17 protein-coding genes are annotated in these 20511 nt (G+C 54.0%); 6 read left to right on the forward strand and 11 right to left on the reverse strand.

Annotated features, from left to right (window positions below; all coding sequences use genetic code 11):
* Positions 1-40: 40 nt before the first annotated feature.
* Together CSQ89_RS05655 and CSQ89_RS05660 are read right to left on the reverse strand one after the other, a co-directional pair.
* The gene (locus tag CSQ89_RS05655; RefSeq protein ID WP_099405210.1) at positions 41-781 is read right to left on the reverse strand and encodes a substrate-binding periplasmic protein; all 741 of its coding nucleotides are present in this window, start codon (positions 779-781) and stop codon (positions 41-43) included.
* A 249-nt stretch (positions 782-1030) separates the two neighbouring features.
* Complete coding sequence (locus tag CSQ89_RS05660) at positions 1031-2950, reverse strand: B12-binding domain-containing radical SAM protein (protein WP_099405227.1); 1920 nt, start codon at positions 2948-2950, stop codon at positions 1031-1033.
* A 345-nt stretch (positions 2951-3295) separates the two neighbouring features.
* On the opposite strand from CSQ89_RS05660, the gene CSQ89_RS05665 reads away from it, so the two are divergent.
* The gene (locus CSQ89_RS05665; protein WP_233202968.1) at positions 3296-4285 is read left to right on the forward strand and encodes an integron integrase; all 990 of its coding nucleotides are present in this window, start codon (positions 3296-3298) and stop codon (positions 4283-4285) included.
* An 80-nt stretch (positions 4286-4365) separates the two neighbouring features.
* Here CSQ89_RS05665 and lspA read toward each other — a convergent pair whose 3' ends face one another.
* The 4 genes from lspA to flgA form a co-directional block, all read right to left on the reverse strand.
* Complete coding sequence (gene lspA / locus CSQ89_RS05670; RefSeq protein WP_099405211.1) at positions 4366-4848, reverse strand: signal peptidase II; 483 nt, start codon at positions 4846-4848, stop codon at positions 4366-4368.
* A complete protein-coding gene (gene ileS / locus CSQ89_RS05675) occupies positions 4841-7711 on the reverse strand; it encodes an isoleucine--tRNA ligase (protein ID WP_099405229.1) in 2871 nt (956 codons plus the stop codon). The genes lspA and ileS overlap by 8 nt, the downstream gene beginning before the upstream one ends.
* Positions 7712-7788: 77 nt before the next feature.
* Positions 7789-8745, reverse strand: coding sequence for a bifunctional riboflavin kinase/FAD synthetase (locus CSQ89_RS05680; protein WP_099405212.1), 957 nt, complete (start codon positions 8743-8745; stop codon positions 7789-7791).
* 119 nt (positions 8746-8864) lie between these two features.
* On the reverse strand, positions 8865-9503 hold the full coding sequence (gene flgA, locus CSQ89_RS05685) for a flagellar basal body P-ring formation chaperone FlgA (protein ID WP_158228909.1): 639 nt from the start codon (positions 9501-9503) through the stop codon (positions 8865-8867).
* Positions 9504-9876: 373 nt separating this feature from the next.
* Here flgA and CSQ89_RS05690 point away from each other — a divergent pair, with 373 nt between their 5' ends.
* Positions 9877-11415, forward strand: coding sequence for a DNA recombination protein RmuC (locus tag CSQ89_RS05690; RefSeq protein ID WP_099405214.1), 1539 nt, complete (start codon positions 9877-9879; stop codon positions 11413-11415).
* 175 nt (positions 11416-11590) lie between these two features.
* Entirely contained in the window at positions 11591-12511 is a 921-nt protein-coding gene (gene fliD / locus CSQ89_RS05695; RefSeq protein WP_099405215.1) for a flagellar filament capping protein FliD, read from the forward strand.
* Between the two features lie 48 nt (positions 12512-12559).
* Here the strand turns inward: fliD and CSQ89_RS05700 are convergent, their stop codons facing one another.
* Positions 12560-12859 (reverse strand): RnfH family protein, encoded by a 300-nt coding sequence (locus CSQ89_RS05700; RefSeq protein WP_099405216.1) that lies wholly within the window; start codon positions 12857-12859, stop codon positions 12560-12562.
* A 392-nt stretch (positions 12860-13251) separates the two neighbouring features.
* Between CSQ89_RS05700 and CSQ89_RS21985 the strand changes: the two genes are divergently transcribed.
* Positions 13252-14151, forward strand: a complete 900-nt coding sequence (locus CSQ89_RS21985) for a hypothetical protein (protein WP_143747051.1) — start codon at positions 13252-13254, stop codon at positions 14149-14151.
* Positions 14152-14278: 127 nt separating this feature from the next.
* Here the strand turns inward: CSQ89_RS21985 and CSQ89_RS05710 are convergent, their stop codons facing one another.
* Complete coding sequence (locus CSQ89_RS05710; RefSeq protein WP_099405218.1) at positions 14279-14707, reverse strand: type II toxin-antitoxin system RatA family toxin; 429 nt, start codon at positions 14705-14707, stop codon at positions 14279-14281.
* Between the two features lie 88 nt (positions 14708-14795).
* On the opposite strand from CSQ89_RS05710, the gene dnaB reads away from it, so the two are divergent.
* Positions 14796-16220, forward strand: a complete 1425-nt coding sequence (gene dnaB, locus CSQ89_RS05715) for a replicative DNA helicase (RefSeq protein WP_099405219.1) — start codon at positions 14796-14798, stop codon at positions 16218-16220.
* 155 nt (positions 16221-16375) lie between these two features.
* Here the strand turns inward: dnaB and CSQ89_RS05720 are convergent, their stop codons facing one another.
* The 3 genes from CSQ89_RS05720 to CSQ89_RS05730 form a co-directional block, all read right to left on the reverse strand.
* Positions 16376-16927 carry a transposase gene (locus tag CSQ89_RS05720; protein WP_199065248.1) on the reverse strand — a complete coding sequence of 184 codons (552 nt, stop codon included), beginning with the start codon at positions 16925-16927 and terminating at the stop codon, positions 16376-16378.
* Positions 16928-17016: 89 nt separating this feature from the next.
* Positions 17017-18642, reverse strand: coding sequence for a kdo(2)-lipid A phosphoethanolamine 7''-transferase (eptB, locus tag CSQ89_RS05725; protein WP_099405220.1), 1626 nt, complete (start codon positions 18640-18642; stop codon positions 17017-17019).
* 411 nt (positions 18643-19053) lie between these two features.
* Positions 19054-19557, reverse strand: a complete 504-nt coding sequence (locus tag CSQ89_RS05730) for a DUF2726 domain-containing protein (protein WP_099405221.1) — start codon at positions 19555-19557, stop codon at positions 19054-19056.
* A gap of 391 nt (positions 19558-19948) precedes the next feature.
* On the opposite strand from CSQ89_RS05730, the gene CSQ89_RS22850 reads away from it, so the two are divergent.
* Positions 19949-20269 carry a hypothetical protein gene (locus tag CSQ89_RS22850; RefSeq protein WP_186293364.1) on the forward strand — a complete coding sequence of 107 codons (321 nt, stop codon included), beginning with the start codon at positions 19949-19951 and terminating at the stop codon, positions 20267-20269.
* The last annotated feature ends 242 nt before the right edge of the window (positions 20270-20511 follow it).

The following is a 20511-nucleotide window of genomic DNA, read 5'->3' on the forward strand; positions in this document are numbered from 1 at the left end:
TCTGCAGTGGGGCGTACCCTGTCCTTGACGTAGATTGGATTCAATAGCGTCGGATCAAGGCTTGCAGCCTGCCATCGCGGCGCATGGCATCTAGGGCTGATTGCATGTTGGCGATGATGGCGGGGTCGGTTCTCAGGTTCAAGGCAAAGTAATAGCCGCCATCATCGTTGAACTTGAACAGCTTTTTGACAGCCCTTGGTTCCATGCCGGTCAACTTCAAGTTCCAGGCCATGCCGGCCTCGGTATTGATCATCACATCTACCAACCCTGCGTTGAGCAGTTTCATCACACCGGCGTCGGAATTTTCGAAGACGAGGGCACTTAGCGGAACTTTGGCAGCCTGCAGGTCGGCCGTCGAGGCTTCACCGCGTACGACGCCAATGCGGAAATGTTGCAAAGCCGAGACAGTGTCCGGTACGGCATCTACGCCGCTGCGGGCATACACCCAGGTTGTCCGGGGTAGAATTGGGCCCACCCAGGCAAATGCTTTTTCACGTTCTGCTTTGCGCGCAGTCGTGTAAACAAGGGTATTGGGTGTGCTGAGGGTAAGCGCATAACCTCGGGCCCAGGGCACCATGTTGATGGCGCAATTGATTTTGATTTCGGCGCAGACGGCATGCAGGATGTCGGTGGCGATTCCCTTGATTACCCCCCCTTCGGTGTAGTTGTAAGGCGGCCACTCTTCGGTGTAGGCAGTTAGCGTATCTGCGGATGCCGAAGCACTCAGGACGGAAGTCAAGACGAGTAATGCAAACAGGCAACGCTGTCGTAGCGGAATCATGGCGTAATGCGCTTTCGAGGGCAGCTGGGGAATGGATGCCAGCCAGCGTGGCCGCTGTTGGCGTGACGCATGAATTATTGCCAAATTTTGGCAAACTGTAGGTAAAGCCGGGCGTTCTGTTACTAATCCCCGCTTATTTGCACTTCAAAGCCACACCTTCGTCGTGAATCTGTCCCTAAGCTGAAAAATATCTGCTTGGTGACTTGGCCTGTGCTAGGCCTGCATGTCTCTGCGTGGTTTTTTGCCTTGTCAGCGTGGTGCAAGCGCCCGAGCGATAAAGTTGCGGGGTACTTGCGTACGCGGTACGCGACCGCTGAACCAGCGGCGTACGTCGTCGTCCACGGCAATGCCGTGCATGAAGTTATATAACGCCTTGTTCAGTGCCTCGCCCAGCGGGCTGTGGTCGACGCCGCTGGGGTCGCTGAAGCCGACGTCATTTTTGGCAAAGGTGATATCGGGCAAGGTTTGCAGGGTGACACCGTATTCCTCGGGATGCTGGCCAACCGGCGAGTGAACGGTGCACACGAATCGATGGAAGAATCCCGATTGAATACAACCTGCTTCGAACAACTGCCGTACATATTCGAGTGCATCGACCGTATCCTGCACCGTTTGCGTCGGAAAGCCGTACATCAAGTAGGCATGTACCAGAATGCCTGCCTCGGTAAACCCGTGGGTGACCCGCGCTACCTGATCAACCGATACGCCTTTCTTCATCAGCTTCAACAGGCGGTCTGATGCGACTTCAAGTCCCCCTGAGATGGCAATGCACCCGCTATCGGCCAGCAGTTGGCATAGCTCGGGCGTAAATGATTTTTCGAAGCGGATATTGCCCCACCACGAAATCGACACATTGCGGCGCAGCAGTTCTTCCGCCAGCGCCCGCAGCATCTTGGGTGGTGCGGCTTCATCGACGAAATGGAAGCCCGTCTGACCGGTCTCGGCGATGATGGCTTCGATACGGTCCACCAAGGTGGCGGCCGATGCCGTCTCGTAGCGGGAGATATAGTCCAGCGTCACATCGCAAAAGCTGCATTTCTTCCAATAGCAGCCATGGGCAACGGTCAGTTTGTTCCAACGTCCGTCACTCCACAGCCTATGCATGGGGTTGAGCATGTCGAGCAGCGACAGATACCTGTCCAGCGGCAGGCCGTCCCAGGTGGGTGTACCCCAATCCTCAAAGGGGATGTCGGCTTCCATGAAATTGATGTAGCGCACGGCTTGCGTTTGGGCATCACGCACAAAAGTGCGCACCAGCCGTTGCTTTGAGCGTCTGCCATCCAGATGTTCCAGCAGCGCCAAAAGTGGTTTTTCGCCCGAGTCCAGCGTTACATAGTCCACATAGTCGAACAGGCGGGGTTCCTTCAGCTCGCGCAGCTCCGTATTCACAAAGCCGCCACCAAGGCCAATAGCGATACCTGGGGCATGCGCCTTGATGGATTGGGCGATACGCAAGGCGGCATAGACGGCCCCAGGAAAAGGTACCGACAAGAGCACCAGATTAGGCTGATGTTTTTCCAGCGCAGCCAAGGTCAATGCATGCAGGGTCTCATCGACCAGATTACGCGGTGCTGCCAGCGCCTGGGCCAGGGGCTCGAAAGTTGGTTGAGCCTGCGCCAGCGATTCGGCATAGCGGACGAATTCAAAACGTGGGTCAATAGCATCGCGCACGACATCGGCGATGTCGTTTAAATACAACGTGGCAAGATGGCGAGCGCGGTCCTGTAGGCCGAGTGCACCGAATGCCCAGGCCAACGGGTCACCACCATCCGGGTCGTTTGGATCGACGTAGACATCCAACGAATCAAAGCGTGGACCTTCGGGTAGAAAGCGCCGCCCGCAAATGCGGTGCGCTACCGTCGAATCGCGCCCTTGCAGAAATGCGATGGTGGGGGCGATGGTGGCGGCATACAGGTCGAAGTGCTCAAAAAAGCCATGGACCAACGCAGTTCGGTCGTGCACGGCGATCGTCGCAATCACATCGCGTATCTGCGCCAGACCCTCGCTTGAAATAAGTTTCAGGACCAAGGCCAGGGCCAGGTCTTCCTGTACCGCATCGATTCCGCGTGAACGCAGGAACCCTGTTAGGTAGGCAGTGGAGGGATAAGGCGTGTTGAGTTGTGTCATGGGTGGGATAAATGACAACACACGATTTGGGGTTTTCAGCATGCGCGACCCGCCCATGGTGTTGCACCCACCCAGGGCTGCAGCCCCACACTATTTGCTTTGCGGCCATGCGGCTCGGTAACCATCAACATCACGCTGCTACTCATCTAAACCAGGCCCGACGGGCCGAAGGGCCGTATTGTGCCAGTTGAGGCGAGTAAGGTCTTGAGAGAGCCGGAAGCTGCGGACAGAGGGTATGGGGGAAGATAAATGCTTTTTCAGAAAAACAGCGTCTGATTTTATTAGTTTTTGACGGATAACCCAAATACAGAGTTCTGGTATTGGCTTGTGTATTTGATCTATTGCGTGGTCTAGACTGGATTTTCTATCAGCGCTGCGAGTGTTGCCGTGACCCTGTCAGTCTCTTTGCCTGTTTCACCAACCGAGTTGTTGAGTCAAGTTCGTGAGTGCATACAAAACAAACAATATAGTTCGCGAACTGAGCAGGCATATTTGCAATGGGTTCGACGTTTTGTCCATTTTCATGGCGGACGTCTTCCACAGGAATTGGCAAAGCCAGAGATGCAGGCTTTTCTCACGCATCTCGCCGTGGAAGGCAAAGCCTCTCCCGCCACCCAAAATGTCGCCCTGTCCGCTTTGTTGTTTCTTTACCGCGAAGTACTGGGCTTGGATTTACCCTGGCTTGATGAAATATCGCGCGCCGAAAAACCTTTGCAACTACCCGTTGTGCTGACGGTAGCTGAAACCGTACGGCTATTGGCGTTGGTGGATGGCACGCCGGGGCTGATTTTGCGCCTGCTGTACGGCACCGGTATGCGGTTGATGGAAGGATGCCGGCTACGTGTCGCGGACTTGGATTTTGATCGGGGTGAGGTGCTGGTAAGGGACCGCTTGGGGGGCAAAGATAGGATAACCCTGTTGCCCAATGCCTTGGTGCAGCCCTTGCGTGATCAGCTGGCGATCGCAAATGGCATCTATAATCAGGACCTGGCGGAAGGCTTTGGCCAAGTATCGCTTCCGACCGCCGTGGCGCGTAAACACCCGACAGCGGCAAAGGAATGGGAGTGGCAGTATGTATTTCCGGCTGGGGCACGCACGGTTGACGCGCGTACCGGCGCGGTGCGACGGCATCATATTGACGAGCAACAGGTGCAGCGAGCCATGCGGCGTGCCGTACCACTGAGCGACGTGGGTAAACAGGCTACGCCGCATACGCTACGGCACTCGTTTGCCATACATTTGTTAGAGTCGGGCTATGAAATCCGAACGGTGCAATCGTTGTTGGGCCACAAGGACCTGACCACCACGCAGATATACACGCTGCTGTTAAATCAGGACGGGAAGGGCGTGGTCAGCCCGCTCGACCGGCTGATGTGACGTGACGCAGGCAAAAATATTTGAACGGCAGATCCCTGGCACGCATTGCGTTCGCCAGGGATCTGTCCGCCGTGAGGCGCCTACCGCGTGTACTTGGGCTTGCTGTAAAAGCTGTCCAATACCATCAGCGCTGCGCCAACACAGATGGCAGAGTCGGCAACATTGAAAGCCGGCCAGTAGAAACGGCCGTAATACAGCTGGATAAAGTCGATTACATGCCCGTAGATCATGCGGTCGATGACATTGCCGATTGCCCCGCCCAGAATCAACGATAGCGCCCAGGCAAAGCGGGTTTCGGCATGGTGTTTGCGCAACATATTGATGATGACTACCGACACCACAAGCGCCAGGCCGGTGAAGAAGTGTTTTTGCCAACCGCCGGCATCTGCCAGAAAACTGAATGCCGCACCCGGGTTGTAGGTCAGCACAAGGTTGAAAAATGGGGTGATCGGGAAACTGTCGCCATAATGCATCATATGCTCGATCAACTGCTTGCTGAGTTGATCGAGCAGCACAATCGCGGCTGCCAACCACAGCCAGCGGGCCATACCGCGTCTAAGCATGTTTACGTACCTCGCCCGAGCCAAACAGATTGCTGACGCAACGGCCGCACAAGGTGGCGTGCTCGGCGTGGCTGCCTACATCGCTGCGGTAGTGCCAGCAGCGTTCGCACTTGGCTGCGGCTGATGGTTGTACGCTGATGCTGGTTTCATCACCTGTGGTTAACTGCAGATTGGAGACAATCAGCACAAATTTCAGGTCATCACCCAGCGCTGCCAGTAGTGGGTACAACTTGGCATCGGCAGTGATGGCAAGTTCGGCTTGCAGGCTGGAACCAATACTGCCGGCTTCGCGCAGGACTTCCATTTCCTTTTTGGACAGCGCTACCACATCACGCACACCAGCCCAATCGCTTGCCAGGGTTGCCGCGTCGGCTGGTTGCGGAATGTCGTACCACGTATTCAGCAGCGTGTTGTCGTCGGCATGTCCGTTCAAGGTGTTCCATACCTCGTCGGCGGTAAAACTGAGCACAGGGGCCAGCAATAGCGCCAAGCTGCGGGTGATGTGATACAGCGCGGTCTGGGCCGAGCGGCGGGCCGGGCTGCTGGCAGCGGTGGTATAGAGCCGGTCTTTCAGAATATCGAGGTAAAAGCCGCCGAGGTCATCAGCGCAGTAGTGGTGTACGGCCTGCATTGCGGTGTGGAAGCTATAGCGTGCGTAGTCTGCCGTTACTGCATCGTGGAACTGCTGGGCCATGACCAGGGCGTAACGGTCGATGGTCAGCATCTGGTCGACGGCGACGAGGTCCTTGGTGGCGTCGAAGTCGCTCAGGTTGGCCAGCAGAAAGCGCAGCGTATTGCGCATGCGGCGATAGCTGTCGGCGACGCGCTTGAGGATCTCGTCCGAGATGCTCATCTCGCCGGAGTAGTCGGTACTGGCGGCCCAAAGGCGCAGCATATCGGCGCCGTATTGGTCGATTACCTTCTGTGGCGCGACCACATTCCCTTTGGACTTCGACATCTTCTCGCCCTTGCCATCGACGGTGAAGCCATGGGTCAGGAGCTGCTTAAAGGGCGCACGGCCTGTGGTGGCGCAACCAGTGAGCAACGAAGACTGGAACCAGCCACGGTGCTGATCGGAACCCTCCAGGTAAAGGTCGGCTGGCCAAGCCAGCGCTGGGCGTTGTTTGAGCACCGCAAAATGGGTTGACCCGGAATCTAACCAGACATCCAGGGTATCGTTGAGTTTGTCGTAGTCTCTGGCTTCGTCGCCTAGCAATTCCGCTGCATCAAGTAGGAACCACGCATTGATGCCGGTCTCTTCCACCTTCTTGGCAACGATTTCCAGTAGTTCCAACGAGCGTGGGTGCAATTCGCCAGTGACTTTGTGGACGAAGAAGGTCATCGGTGTGCCCCAGTTACGCTGGCGCGATACGCACCAGTCTGGGCGATTATTGATCATGGCTTCCAGGCGTGGTCGACCCCAGTCGGGGAAGAACTCGGTGTCGTCCACCGCTTTTTGGGCAACCGAACGCAGCGAGACGCCGGCGTGGCCGGGTTTTTCCATGCTGATGAACCACTGAGCCGTTGCACGGAAGATGATGGGCGTCTTATGCCGCCAGCAATGGGGATAGCTGTGGTTGAGGCGCACGCTGGCGAGCAGCAGATCGTTTGCGGCCAGTTTCTCGATGATCAGCGGGTTACCTTCCCATACTGTCTTGCCTTCGAACAGTTCTACGCCGGGCTTATAGCGCCCGTCGTTACCCACGGGGTTGTCATCGGGCAGTCCATAGTGTTGGGCAACCAGCCAGTCGTCCAAGCCATGCGCCGGGGCGGTATGCACCAAGCCGGTACCTGCATCGGTTGTGACGTGGTTACCCAGAATGACAACTGACTCGCGGTCGTAAAATGGGTGTGCCAGCTTCAGATGTTCGAGTTTGCTGCCATGGGCTTGTGCCACGACTTCCACGGATTCGAAGCCAAAGCGCTTGATGGCGGTTTCGGCCAGTTCGCGCACCAAAATCAACAATCCCTTGGGCGTCTGGATCAGGTCATAGGTCAGTTCCGGGTGGACGCACACGGCATAGTTGGCGGGCAGCGTCCACGGCGTGGTGGTCCAGATCACGGCATAGGCGGGTACGTCGGCAATTTTCTGCAGCGGCAGGCCAAACGCTTGGGCTAGGGCGGCTTGGTCTTTGACTGGGAAGGCGACGTCGATAGCGGGGCTGTTCTTGTCTTCGTACTCGACTTCGGCTTCTGCCAGAGACGAACCACAGTCAACACACCAGTGCACCGGCTTCTGGCCTTTGACCAGATAACCGTTGCGATACACCTCGCCTATCGTGCGGATGATGTTGGCTTCGGTATTGAAAGCCATGGTCTTGTATGGGTTGTCCCAATCACCGGTGATGCCTAAGCGGATGAAATCCTTCTTCTGCCGTTCGATCTGAGTGTCGGCGTATTCACGGCACAGCGTGCGGACGAAATCGGCAGGCAGGCGAATCGCTTTTTCGTCGAGGCCGTTTTCCTTGCGGAAGGCGACGATCTTGGCATGGATGGCCGGATTGGCGGCTACCGCTGTCTTATCGCTCTTTACGATCTTCTCGATTTGATGCTCGATTGGCAGACCATGGCAATCCCAGCCCGGCACATAGGGCGCATCAAAGCCCGACAGGATCTTGGTCTTGACGATGATGTCCTTGAGCACCTTGTTGACAGCATGGCCGATGTGGATGTCGCCGTTGGCGTAGGGTGGGCCATCATGCAGGATGAACTTGGGCCGGCCTGCGCTGGCTTGGCGTACCCGTTCATAAAGCTTCTGGTCTTGCCAGCGCTGCAGGAAGCTGGGTTCGCGCTTTGCCAGGTCGCCGCGCATGGGGAAAGGCGTGTCAAGCAGGTTGACAGGGTACTTGTTTTGTTCAGACATGGTATTCAACTCGGTAATTTCAGGATCACGGCTCGCGCATATCGCCAGCCGGCGTAGTTCGTGCTGCCCCCGCTCGCTCACGAACGGGGGAGGCTAATTCGTTCGCTGTGACGACGTTCGCGGTAATAGGCGCGGGCGTTTTCCACGTCGATGGTTATCTGGGCTATCAGCGGTGCCAACCCATCGTATTTTTCCTCGTCGCGCAGCTTCTTGAGGAAATCGACCCGTAGGTGCTTGCCGTAGATATCGCCCTCGAAGTCAAGCAGGTGTACCTCCAGCGACATCCGACCGGATTGATCCACCGTGGGTTGCAACCCCAGGCTGGCCGCGCCGGCTATCGGTTGACCTAGGCCATGGACTTCCACCACGAAGATACCCATCAGCGGCGGGCGATTGTGCTTCACCTGGATATTGGCGGTGGGAAAGCCGATTTCGCGCCCTAACTTACGGCCATGTTTGACGCGGCCGCTGATGCTGTAGGGGCGACCCAGCAGCTGATTGGCAGCATCCATGTCACCCCGCGCCAGCGCCTCGCGTACGGCGGTGCTGGAAGCACGTTGGCCATCCACAGCGATTTCGGGCATGGCTTCTGCCAGAAAACCGAGTTGGTGCCCCAGCAACGCCAGTTTGGCGTGGTCTCCGCTGCGGCTCTTGCCGAAGCGGAAGTCATCGCCGACCAGCACATAGCGGGCATCAATCTGTTTCGCCACGATATCACTGGCAAAATCTTCTGCGCTGAGCGCGGCAAAGGCATGGCGAAAATGCGCGATATAGACACGGTCTATGCCGGCCTCCCGCAGCAACTCCAGCTTTTCGCGCAAGCTCGACAGCCTTGCGGGTGCAGCGTCGGGTGTGAATAGCTCGCGGGGGTGCGGCTCGAAGGTCAGGACCGCGGCAGGTAGGCCCATGCGCTTAGCCTCTGCAACAAGGCGATCGAGCATGGCACGATGCCCCCGGTGCAGGCCATCGAAATTACCGATGGTAAGTGCACAGGGGCCGACAGAACGAAAAGGAGCGCCGCGAAATACCAGCATGAAATTAAATAGGGTGATCAGCGAGGTAAGACAGGCGATTCTACTTGTGGGGGGGCTGGGGGTCCAGGCGACTTGCGGCAATGCGTTAAAACAAGCCGGTCCGGCGAGGAGAAATACGGCTAGTAACGTACATCCACGGTGCTGTTGGCGCGGGCGGTGCCTTGCACGGTTGCGCCAGAGACCATTTTTACGCTGACTTGTTGGCCTTCCCCGGCATTGCTCATGGCACGGCCTTCGCTGACCACTTCAAAGCCGTTGCCTTTGGCGACGACCCTGACCATTTCGTTTGCTTTGATGGTGAAGGCCGCGCGCAGTTGATCATTCCGAATCGGCGCGCCAGCTGGGGCGCCGCCAATCAGTGTGCGGCCGATGGCAGTCGCATAGTCGGTAACGATGCTTGGAGGGAGCTGGGACAAATCACCGGTGCGTTTTTCGATGTCTTCCGGGCCCAGTTCCTGGCCAGCGGGCAGTGCGCGAGCACTTACCCAGTATTCGGTTTGAATCGAAATGGCGACGGGTAGATTGACCGACCACTTGGCGCCTTTGTTACAAACAACGCGCAGGCTGCTGTTGCCAATCAGGCGGTTGCCTTGCGCCAGCTTCACGTCGAGCTGCTGGCAGACGGCCAGCTTGAGACGGGAATCCAGCCGGCCCAGCTCGAACGTGGCGCGTTCGCCATGTATGGCCAACTGGGCTGTCAGAAACTGGCTGGCGGCATCACTGATCTCTGCATGGCTTTGGACGGCTTCGTCCGCCATAAGCAGGGTTGGAGTGAGAAGGAGTAGAAGGGCTACGCAACGCGACATCGGGAGGTAAAGTAACTTATGACCCTGAGTTTTCCAGTGTGGAACCCTCGGCAAGGAAAGGCAAGGTGCTTTGAAGCGGGCGCTACCCTGGCGTGGTGGTCTGTCGATAGGAATTAGACCGTGCGGGCTTGACGGCAAAAGGGAATCGAATCGCTGGACATTGTCAGTGGCGCAGCAAAAAAATTTAGTATCGGGATGGCGATGCAATGGGGATGATTACACTGGTTTGGAGATACTTGTGGGTTGATGCTCGATACCGGGGCGGAAGTCAGGCAGTGTTCAGCGTATCATCGCTGCCAAACTCAATGCCCTTGGAATTAGTCTTATGCTTGAAATCCTGTTTAGCATCGTTGCGCTGGTGATATTGCTGGCCGGCGGCTTGGTGGTAGTGCGTCTTGGCCAGTTGGCGCAGGCGCAGTACTCAACGCTTGACCTGATCACGGCGCAATTGGAGGAGAAGCATCGCGGCATGCTGCAGGACTTGCATGCGGGGCTGAGCCGACAGTCTGAGGCGCTGACGCAGGGTTTCGCCGAGCAAAGCGATAGGCTGCGGGGCAGTGTCATCGAATCTGGCGAGCGTTTACGTGATAGCGTTGGGCAGTCGTTTGATCGTTTGCGCGAGGCGGTGGCGGGCGAGCTCAAGGACACGCGCATTGGTCTCGATAACCTGCGGGCCAGCCAGACGGAAGCGCTCCAAGTCGCCCAGATTGCGCAGACCGGTGCGCTGCAAGCAATGCAAATGGCTCAGGCCCAGGCGCTGGCTGATAGCCGCGAGGCGGTAGCCAAACAGTTGGCGGATATCTCGCAGACTGTGCAGCAGAAACAGGATAGGTTACGTACCGAGGTGCTGGAGACGGTGAGCAAACTAGTTGGTGAACAGGGCAGGGCCCAGCAGGAACTTCTGCTCAACACCTTGCGGCGTACAACCGAGCAGCTGACCCAAACCATTGGCCAGCTGACGCAAACTGTTGATACAAGACTTGAGCAGATTTCCGGGAAAGTGACCGAGCGCCTTGATGAGGGCTTCAAGAAGACCAACGAAACCTTCGCCAGCGTCATGGCGCGTCTTGCCACCATTGACGAGGCGCAGAAAAAAATCGATGGCCTGACGACCAATGTGGTCAGTTTGCAAGAGTTGCTGGGTGACAAGCGCTCGCGCGGCGCCTTTGGCGAAGTACAGTTGGAACATCTGGTGAGCAATGTACTGCCCACCAGCAGCTATCAACTACAGGCTACGCTGTCGAATGGCACCCGTGCCGATTGCCTGCTGAAGTTGCCTGAGCCCACAGGCATGGTAGCGGTGGACTCCAAGTTCCCGCTGGAAAACTATCACCGCATGTTTGGCACGACGGTAACCGAACCCGAGCGGGCAGCTGCCCAGCGTCAGTTCCGAGTCGATGTCAAAAAGCATATCGACGCCATTGCCGATAAATACATCATTGCTGGTGAAACGGCCGATGGTGCGGTGATGTTTATTCCTGCGGAGGCTGTGTTCGCCGAGATCCACGCCTACAACCCGGAACTGGTGCAATACGCCATGGGCAAGCGGGTCTGGATTGTGTCGCCGACTACCATGATGGCAGTGTTGAATACGGCGCGTGCGGTGATCAAGGATGTGGAAACCCGCCAGCAGGTCCACATTATCAAGGCGGCATTATCGCGGTTGTCAGAAGACTTCCGTCGTTTTGACACTCGCATGAAGAACTTGGCTACGCATATCCGCCAAGCGCATGAGGATGCGCAACAAGTGCAGATTTCCAGCGAAAAAATCAGTAAGCGGTTTGTGGAAATCGAACATGTCCGCTTCGACGAGCCGGCGCAAGCACCTATGTTGCCCGAAGATTCGGTGCTTGCGAGCGAGTGACTGCAAGCGGTGTCCGTTCGAGCTTGTTCAACGTCATGCGGCCTGAAAAGGGAAGCGTAGTAAGGCGTTGAACAGGTTCTACCTCTGGTCGGATCATGCACGCCTGGCGGTGCGCTTCTTGCTTTTATTGCTAAAGCGGTAGTCGTCATTCAGTTCGACCAGTAGGAGGTGCGCCATGTCTGTTCAGTCCAATCCAGTAAATGGTTTTATCACCAGTCTGACCAATACCAAGCGTAACCAAGCTGACACGGCCGATGCCGGTAGTTTTGCAGTGCAGCTTGCTCAATTCCAGTCCCAGAATCTCAGTACTTTGCTCAGTGCAGCCTTTGACAGTAAAGAGGCGGCGGATCCGCTAACAGCCCAATCCACGTCAGGCACCACCGCCAGCGGGGCCAATGGCCTGTCGGCGGATGGACGGAATCTGTCGCTATTCGACCCGGAATCCGGTTACAAGATGATGAGCGTAATCCGGCAGCGGGAGGTATCGTACCAGACAGAATTTGCCGCCCTCACAGAAATGAAGACCGAATTAGGAGATATCAAACTGGAAAGCGAGGAGCTGGCTGGCCTGACGACATCGACGGACAACAGCAACATCAAGGCCGAGTTGACGGAATTTGTCGATGAATACAACGCCTGGATTAAACAGTTCGATGCTGAGATGCAGGCGGGTGCCGCACTGGCAGATTCGAATGCCGCCAAAGTATCGCGTTACGAACTGGACCAACGCATCGAGAGCCCTTTTACTGGGGCGCAATATGGCGTGCGTGGCATGGCAGCCTTAGGCTTGACGATAGACCCGACTACCAAGTTGGCGACGCTGGATACCGCAAAGCTGGATTCGGTGCTGGCAAGCAACAAGGTGGGGGCCGTTGAGACTATTCAGGCGTTTAGCGGCGACTTTGCCAAGTCTGCCGCCATGCTTAATGCCGACAACAATTTCATCAGCAACCGATTGGCCAATCTTGATCGGGTAATCGACTACATCGGCGCAAACAAGGCCAGTTTACAAGCAGAATTTGGGTTGGGTGATGCGCCTAAAGTAGCCGGTATATCCCAGGCTTTGGCAAGCTATAAGGCAGTTTCACGTACCTGATTTTTTAGGCCGACCCTGTATTCACAGCACAGGGCCAGTCGCCTGGCTTCAATCGGGCTGACTGGCCTTTTTCATGGTTTTTCCTGCCGCAACCCGTTCGCGTCGCACTACCTTTGGGTCGGCAAATAGGGGGCGGTAGATTTCAACCCGGTCTTGTTCCCGTAATACCGTGTTAAGTGGGCAGGCGCGGCCAAAGATGCCTACCTTGTTCACAGACAGATCAATGCCTGGAAAACGCGTGAGCAGGCCGGAAGCGCGAATGGCATCCTCCACGGTGCACCCCTCGGCTAAATCCAATGATACGAGGCTTTGTTGGGCGGGCTCAGCGTAGGCAACTTCGATGTACATATTGCTTGAAACTCCATCGGCAATGGATTGATTTTGAACAAATATATTGAAAGCCACTGATCGCCGATGAAGGGTTGAGACCCCCGTCACCACTGATTTTTAAGCGGTATGCGAATGAAATTCAGTGCCGTTACGGCGGTAAAAAAACGAAAACTTGGTAGAAAAATGAAAGGTATAGATGGAGGCGATAGGTAGCCTGCGCTCCTTTTTGCCATCCGAATGCCGTGCAAGGGAACTGTATGGCGTAACAGAAAGACCTGATTTTGTCCTTAGAATCGAATAGTAGCAATCGTGTTGACTATCGTTTTAACCAAGCTCTTGAAAATACGTCCCTGGGTAGCAATAAACCCTGGTTGCGTAGTTTAGGGAAGGCTTCATTGGCATGTGGCCTGTTGTCGGTTGTTTTGCTGACGGGCTGTGGTGGCGATGACGCCCCTCCTCCTCCGGTAAACATGGCGGTGGGTGTCGATGGAGCGGTGAATACCGACCCAAGCACGACTTCACCACCGGTTACGGGTGTGCCTCCGGTTACAGCTACAACCCCGACTGCGGTTACGCCACCGGTTACGACTACAATCCCAACTACGGTTACACCACCGGTTACGGGTGTGCCCCCGGTTACGACTACAACCCCGACAGCGACTACACCCCCCGTTACAACTGCGCCGCCAAGTACGACCGCAACGCTGGCCAGTATTGCGAATAGACGAGAGCTCTATGACTTTTTAACCAAGGAGCGTGCGCGTGGGGAGGTCGTGGGGCTGCCGTACCACGCTGACAATAAGCGCAAGGACCGGTTGTATGCATATCAGGGATTGGTATTCCGGGGAGACTCAAGAATACCCACGGATATTGCGGCAATTGATGGTTTTGAAGGTGGGAAGGACTTGCGTCTACCCGATAATTTATTGGAAGCGCAGGGTCTGTTAGGACTTGCGGTGGGTGCTACCGGACAGTCTGGCGTTTCTACGGCCAAGAAACTTGAAGATGCCTTTTACTATTGCAGCGCTGGTAAACGGGACGGATATATCTACATCGTAGATACGGCAAAGTTACCGGCTCGTGAAGCTGCTTACGACATGGCGGCAATCATCATACAAAATGGCTACAGAAAAGATGATCTGACTGGTGGGGAGGTCAATGTGACCAAGATCCCATTCGCTGCCGTCGTTGGCTGGATTGCAATTCCAAATGCCACTGCATTTATGGATGCTGGCGGGAGTGGGGAAACTATGCTGAGTACCCTTAGTATGGATTGGGTGCACTTTAATCCCTATTATGCATTGAGTTAAGCCTGCTGCTTGAGGCTGGCGACTGTGGCCTCTGCTGTGCGATGTTTGGGGCATACCTGCTTTGGGTAATGCCCCGTATTTTTTTGCAGAAGCAGCTTGGTAGATTTGCGCGTTGATAATCACGGCGTCAGCCATGGCGCCGGTCGGCCTCCTTGACAAAGGCATCGACAAAGGTGGTGGCGATTTTGTTGAATACCGGTCCCACCAGCTTTTCCAGCACGCTATTGGAAAATTCATAGTCCAATTCAAACTCCACTTTACAGGCATCTTCCGTCAATGCGTGAAAGCGCCAAGAACCGTTGAGGCGCTTAAATGGGCCTTCCTTGAGCGCCATGTTGATGACATCGGCTTCTTTGTGGTTTTCGGTGGTGAAGGAAGAGCGCAGGCCCAGATAGTCGATGCCGATGGTGGCAACCGTCCATTCGGCATCACGCCGGTGCAGCTGGGTATTGCCGCACCAGGGCAGAAATGAAGGGTAGTCCTCCACTTGGTCGACCAGTGAGAACATCAGCGAGGCAGGGTGGGGGACGAGGATAGATTTACGAACTTGCGGCATGAACAGTATGGGTAAGGGGTACGGCTGGTAGAATACGGCTTCTTTGCGAAGCCATTCGGCCCCGCATGCTAAGCCTCAGTTGGAACCTATGCAATTCGATCAAGACGATAACTTCGATTTTGGCGCGGCGCTTGCCGTAGCAGACCCTCAGATTGCAGCTATTCGTACGCCGCCCCATTCGGTTGAGGCCGAGCAATCGGTACTGGGTGGCTTGCTGATCGACAACCGGTCATGGGACCGCATCGCCGATGTCGTGTATGAAAGCGATTTCTATCGCGATGACCACCGGGTGATCTTTCGCCATGTATCGCGTCTGATTGAAACGGGCCGGCCTGCTGATGCGGTTACGGTGGCTGAATCGCTGGAAAACAACAACCAGCTCGCGTATATCGGTGGGTTGACCTATCTGGGCAGCTTGGCACAGAACGTACCCAGTGCCGCCAATATCAAGCGCTATGGCGAGATTGTGCGCGAGCGCTCGATCATGCGTCAGCTTGCTGTCATTGGCACCGAGATTGCCGATGGGGCCTACAATCCTGCGGGCCGCGAAGCCGCGGACTTACTTGACGAGGCTGAGGGCAAGGTATTCGAAATTGCCGAGCAGTCTGCACGTGGTAAGCAGGGCTTCCTGGCGATGCAGGATTTGCTCAAGGAAGTGGTCACCCGTATTGATGAACTTTACAGCCGCGACAACCCCGATGCTGTAACAGGTACCCCAACAGGCTTCGTCGACCTTGACGCACGTACATCCGGCCTGCAGCCGGGTGATTTAATTATTGTGGCCGGTCGTCCTTCGATGGGGAAGACCGCGTTCTCGGTAAACATCGCCGAGAACGTCGCAATTGATGCGGAAAAGCCCGTCGCTATATTCTCTATGGAAATGGGCGGGGCGCAGCTGGCGATGCGGATGCTGGGCTCAGTGGGCCGGCTGGACCAGCACAAAATCAAGACAGGTCGTTTTGAGGACGACGATTGGCAGAAACTTACCTATGCAGCGGGCAAGCTTTCTGAAGCCAATATTTTCATTGATGAAACACCGGGCCTGACGGCACTGGAGTTGCGCGCACGAGCACGCCGGCTTGCACGCCAGTTTGATGGCAAGCTGGGTTTGATTGTCATCGACTATATCCAACTCATGTCCGGCTCTGGTCGCGATCAGAATCGCGCCACAGAAGTAGGCGAAATTTCACGCTCGCTCAAGGGCTTGGCCAAGGAATTGCGTGTGCCGGTGATTGCGTTGTCGCAGTTGTCCCGGTCGGTAGAGCAACGGCCAAACAAGCGACCCATGATGTCTGACTTACGTGAGTCCGGTGCCATCGAGCAGGATGCGGATTTGATCATGTTTCTGTATCGCGACGAATACTACAATCCCGATTCTCCTGATAAGGGCCTTGCAGAGATCATTATCAGCAAGCACCGTAACGGGCCGACTGGCACGGTACGGCTCACCTTCCTGGGCCATTATTCGCGTTTTGAAAATGCGGCCCATGGCGGCTGGTCGGACGGTGAGTAAATAAAAGGGCGGACTTGGGTTCGCCCTTTTGATATAAGTGAACAAACTGGGTAGATAGGAGAAAGTTGAGGCTATCGTCAGCGCCGGCTTTTGATGCGGTCAGCAAAAGGTGAATTGTCAGGGTCGGGCGCCTCGAATAACCCGACTTTTTGACATTACAGCGGCGTAAGCTTCCAGTGCAGGTTCAAGGTGGCGCGTGCCAACCCGATGCAACGTAGGGCTTTTCCACCCATCTGCGCCAGACTCGCGAAGGGGTGGACTTGCACGATGCTGGCATCCACCATCTGACCACCGCGTGCAATATAGCCATGTTTGGCTAACTGCCGATTGGCCGCTTCAAAGATGCAGTCACTCGCACCTGCGGCAATGAGCCGCTCCTTGAAGGTCCAAATGGTGGTACGGTCTGGAATCTGGCTGCTACAGCGTAGACCGACAAAGCGCTGGAAACTCAGGCGATTCAGCAACTGGAATGCCATCTGCTCATCGCTGAGATTGAATAATTGCTGAACCAGCAGCACCCGAACCATCAATTCCGTCGGAAACGGCGGCCGGCCGCCGCGGGCGCGGCTGGGTCGAGGCGCTGCTCGGTCAATGTCTGCCGCCAGTGCGGCAAAATCGACATGGGTCCCCAGGACCTTCAGAGCATCGCCCAGCTGATCAAGCTTGGCTTCACGTTCTTCACTGGCAAACAGACTGGATTTGATCATGATGGGAAGGCTGACTTTTGGATGTCGGAATCATGCCATGGGCGGAGGGTTTTTCGAGGTGCCCTACTTATTCGAGGTGCTTGTAAGCCTCACTCAGAACACCAACTGTATTTTTTATCGATGCCGCCATTATTAGAAGTTATACCAAGGCAATCCAACATTGAGGAAAAAAGGGTTTCATGCTTGATAGTCGTATCCTGTTTCTGGCGAATACGTTCAAAGGCATCGCGATTTTTAGCTTCAGCTAACCAAAGGTCGGAAGCCCAGATAATAAATGGCACATTCCGCTGCTCAATAGGCGCAGTTGACTTTGGGGCGCCATGCCTGAATATCCCATTTTCTCCTAAAGATTCCCCATGGTCGGACGTATAAATGAGCACGGCTTTTTTGTTGCGTAATTTTTCAAAGATATGTGATAAAAACGAATCTGTGGATAAGATACTATTGTCATAAGTGTTAATTAGCTCGTTGTTTGAATTGCTATCCTTGACCTGGCTGTCCCGACCAAACACATCAAACGACTTAGTATATCGAACACTGTATTTATAGTGAGACCCCATAGTATGAAGTATGACTACGTGTTTCCCGTTAGGATGATTTTCGAGCGAATGAGCAAAGTCCGGGAGCATGACTGTATCGTATATGGGCAGTCTAAGATTGTTGGCTTCAGCTGCATAGGACTCACTAAATTTAAAACTGTCGGTACCCGTTCTTAAATAGAATTTGATTTCACCTTGGGTGGAAAAAAGATCCATAGAAAAACCAAGCGATTTAAAAACCTTAAAAACATTTTCTTCTTTAAGTATGGGTCTGGATTGAATCGAACTATCTATGGTTCCACCTGGCCGAACAAACATACAACTCAGCGATGAGCGTGTGATGGTGTCACATGAATGTCCACGTAGCGGCACCATGTTTTTTTCTTGAGCTAGTAATGGCGTTGTATTTCGCGCATAACCAAAGATCCCCATATGGTCGTAGCGAGTTGTTTCGCCAATGACTACAACTACAAATGTATCATCATTATATTTTGGTAACACATAATTAAAATGCTTTGAAGGATCAAAATGTATCTCTTTTTCCTGGCGCCGCCGCCAAAAATCATAGGCATATACGCTTGTTGCTAGCATCCAATTGGTTGGAATATGCGTTTGTGCAATGACGACAGCAGGCTGCGCCATTTTAAAATTACTTTCTTCTTCGTACTTTTCAAACAAGTCAAAACTTGACGATAAGAAATAAAAAATAAAAAGCATGCAAGCAGGCCCGGACAGAATGGATACCCATACCCCGGGAGATTTAAACCATGGGCGCTTAGGCGAAACCTCAATTTTGTACCACCATAGAAAGCCTATAGGTAGCACCCCGAATATTGCATTCCACAAAATAAATTTTAAATCTACGACTTCTTCTAATGTAATACTTTTTTCTGTGGTAAAAACAGCTTGAATTACTCCATAGTCAATAACAGCATTGTAAAAATACATGAAATAACTGGCGACAGATGATGCTATAAGTATAGCGGATGCGGTTATTTTAAGAGAATTGACGCCAAAAAAACTAGCGCAATACAATGGCAAATAGGAAAAAGAGAAAAGAAATAAACAACTAGAGAAAAGTAAAATTAAATCCGTCCGTTTCCAGAAAACTGGAATATTGAGGAATATTGATATGTAAATACAACATAATGTAATTAGTAAGATTTTTTTACCCATACGAACCTCTGGAAACACCGACTAATGCGGGTTGCAGCTGAATAGTTGAGAAAGGGCCGGGACAACCAAGCCAAGGGTCAGAATAGTTTTTGTGAAGCCAGGGTTAGGCATGTGTAGACCTTTCTAGCGGGAAGCGGGGTGTTCTGGATTTTCTGAGATTAAGAGTATCAGGTATTGCTAATTATTACTATGAGTGGTCAACCTAGTATTTAGGGGCTGCTGTTGCGCTTGGTTTTCGATTTAGCCGCGGTCTTGGTAACGCATTTGAAATGCTGCAAGCTGTTTGGCTTGATCTAAATTTTCCCATAATCATTATTATGTCAAGTTATTAGCATAGGCCTGTGGAGGCCGGTAAGCGAATTCGCTACCAGCCATGGCGGTTGTTTCTCTTTTGAACAGGTTCTGAGGCGATTAGTTAACTGAGGCAAGTGGCATTTCAGGCGCCAACTGAAGTCTTGCTTCAATTGCGGATACTTTGGGTAACGACTGTACGTGCCAGCGGATGATATGAATGCCCGCTGTAGTCAAAACCCGCTTCTTCGTTTCGTCGGCCTTAATGCGATTTGGGCGTTTATGACTAGCGTCATCCAGTTCAATCACAGCCACGATTTGCATTGCTGGACTGCAAACCAAGTAGTCAACGCTCATTCGATTCACTCTATTGAGCCAGCTCATTGGGTTCTTCACTCCTTTCTTGACATCAAGAAAGCGAGATAAGCTGACCTGAGGAAGAATGACAAACCCTGGTAAAGCTTCAATCAGACGGTAATACAATACTTGCTCGGGTTGCGATAAAGGCCGCTTAACTACAAGTGGCCAGTTTTCACCCTTACCACCATCGCTTTCCTTTGAGGTTTTAATGGCAAAGGCAGCAAGTAGCAGAACGGCAAGCAGAATCAATAAGAAGTAGATCATTAGTACACCTTAGACTTTGGGACATTTGCAGAAGTGATGACCAAGCAAGCAGTGTGTCGGGGCGACACGCCTAGGTTCAGGCAATGACTGCGAATTTTCAAAATACCCATATTGCATAACTTGCTTACGCAAAGCTTTCGGAAATGAACCAACACATTAACCGTTTTTATGCTACGGCTCGGACCCAAAGCATCAGCAGCGGAGCCATTGGGGAGGCCAATGAACAGCTGGACCCACACCGTGTTCGTGATCTGACCTTTATCGGAGTGCAACATGGACGGCGGGTGTCCGAGGTCAGGGGTATATCAATCACCAAAATGAAATCATTGCTTAATGGGGTGAGCATGTTCCGGCATATGATCCCAGCTATGCTGATCGGGGCGAGTTTGCTGTGGGTAATTGGCAGCAACTAACTCGTAGCCAGAAGGCCAGGAAGACGCTGACAGCAGACTACTACGTTTACGCCCTGGGCCAGGACATCCATAAACCTGGCAGTGCAGGCGCAATGTTGGGTGGTCTGCTGAAACAGTTAGAACCTGTCTACGACTACGACCAAGTCTATAGCGATCAACCTTTCAAGACCGTTCTGGGTTTGCAAAGCCGCGGCGCTGCCAGTAAAAATGGTTTAGTCAAACTAGCCGGTAATGTTCAGCACAGTTACCTGGACCATGCGGCGGATCGTATCCTGAAACAACTGGTGAAGCTGCCATAAGGCGGCACCCCATTGGCACAGGCTGTGACTAGCATGACCGGCAATTTCCAGTTCATAGACGACCTTTCAAGTCACGATGGCTTTGGTACGGGTGGGTGGGGTTCACCCATCTCAATAACTGATGTTACGCAGTAGCTGCGAGAAGCAGCTGTAACTGATCATAAGCCGCGCGAGAGGCGTTGATCAGTAACTTGCGGCAAAGTGCGAATGGGTTCTTCTGCGTCTTGATGCTCAGGCATTCA

This window comes from Chitinimonas sp. BJB300, from assembly GCF_002735695.1.
Classification (GTDB): Bacteria; Pseudomonadota; Gammaproteobacteria; order Burkholderiales; family Chitinimonadaceae; genus Chitinimonas.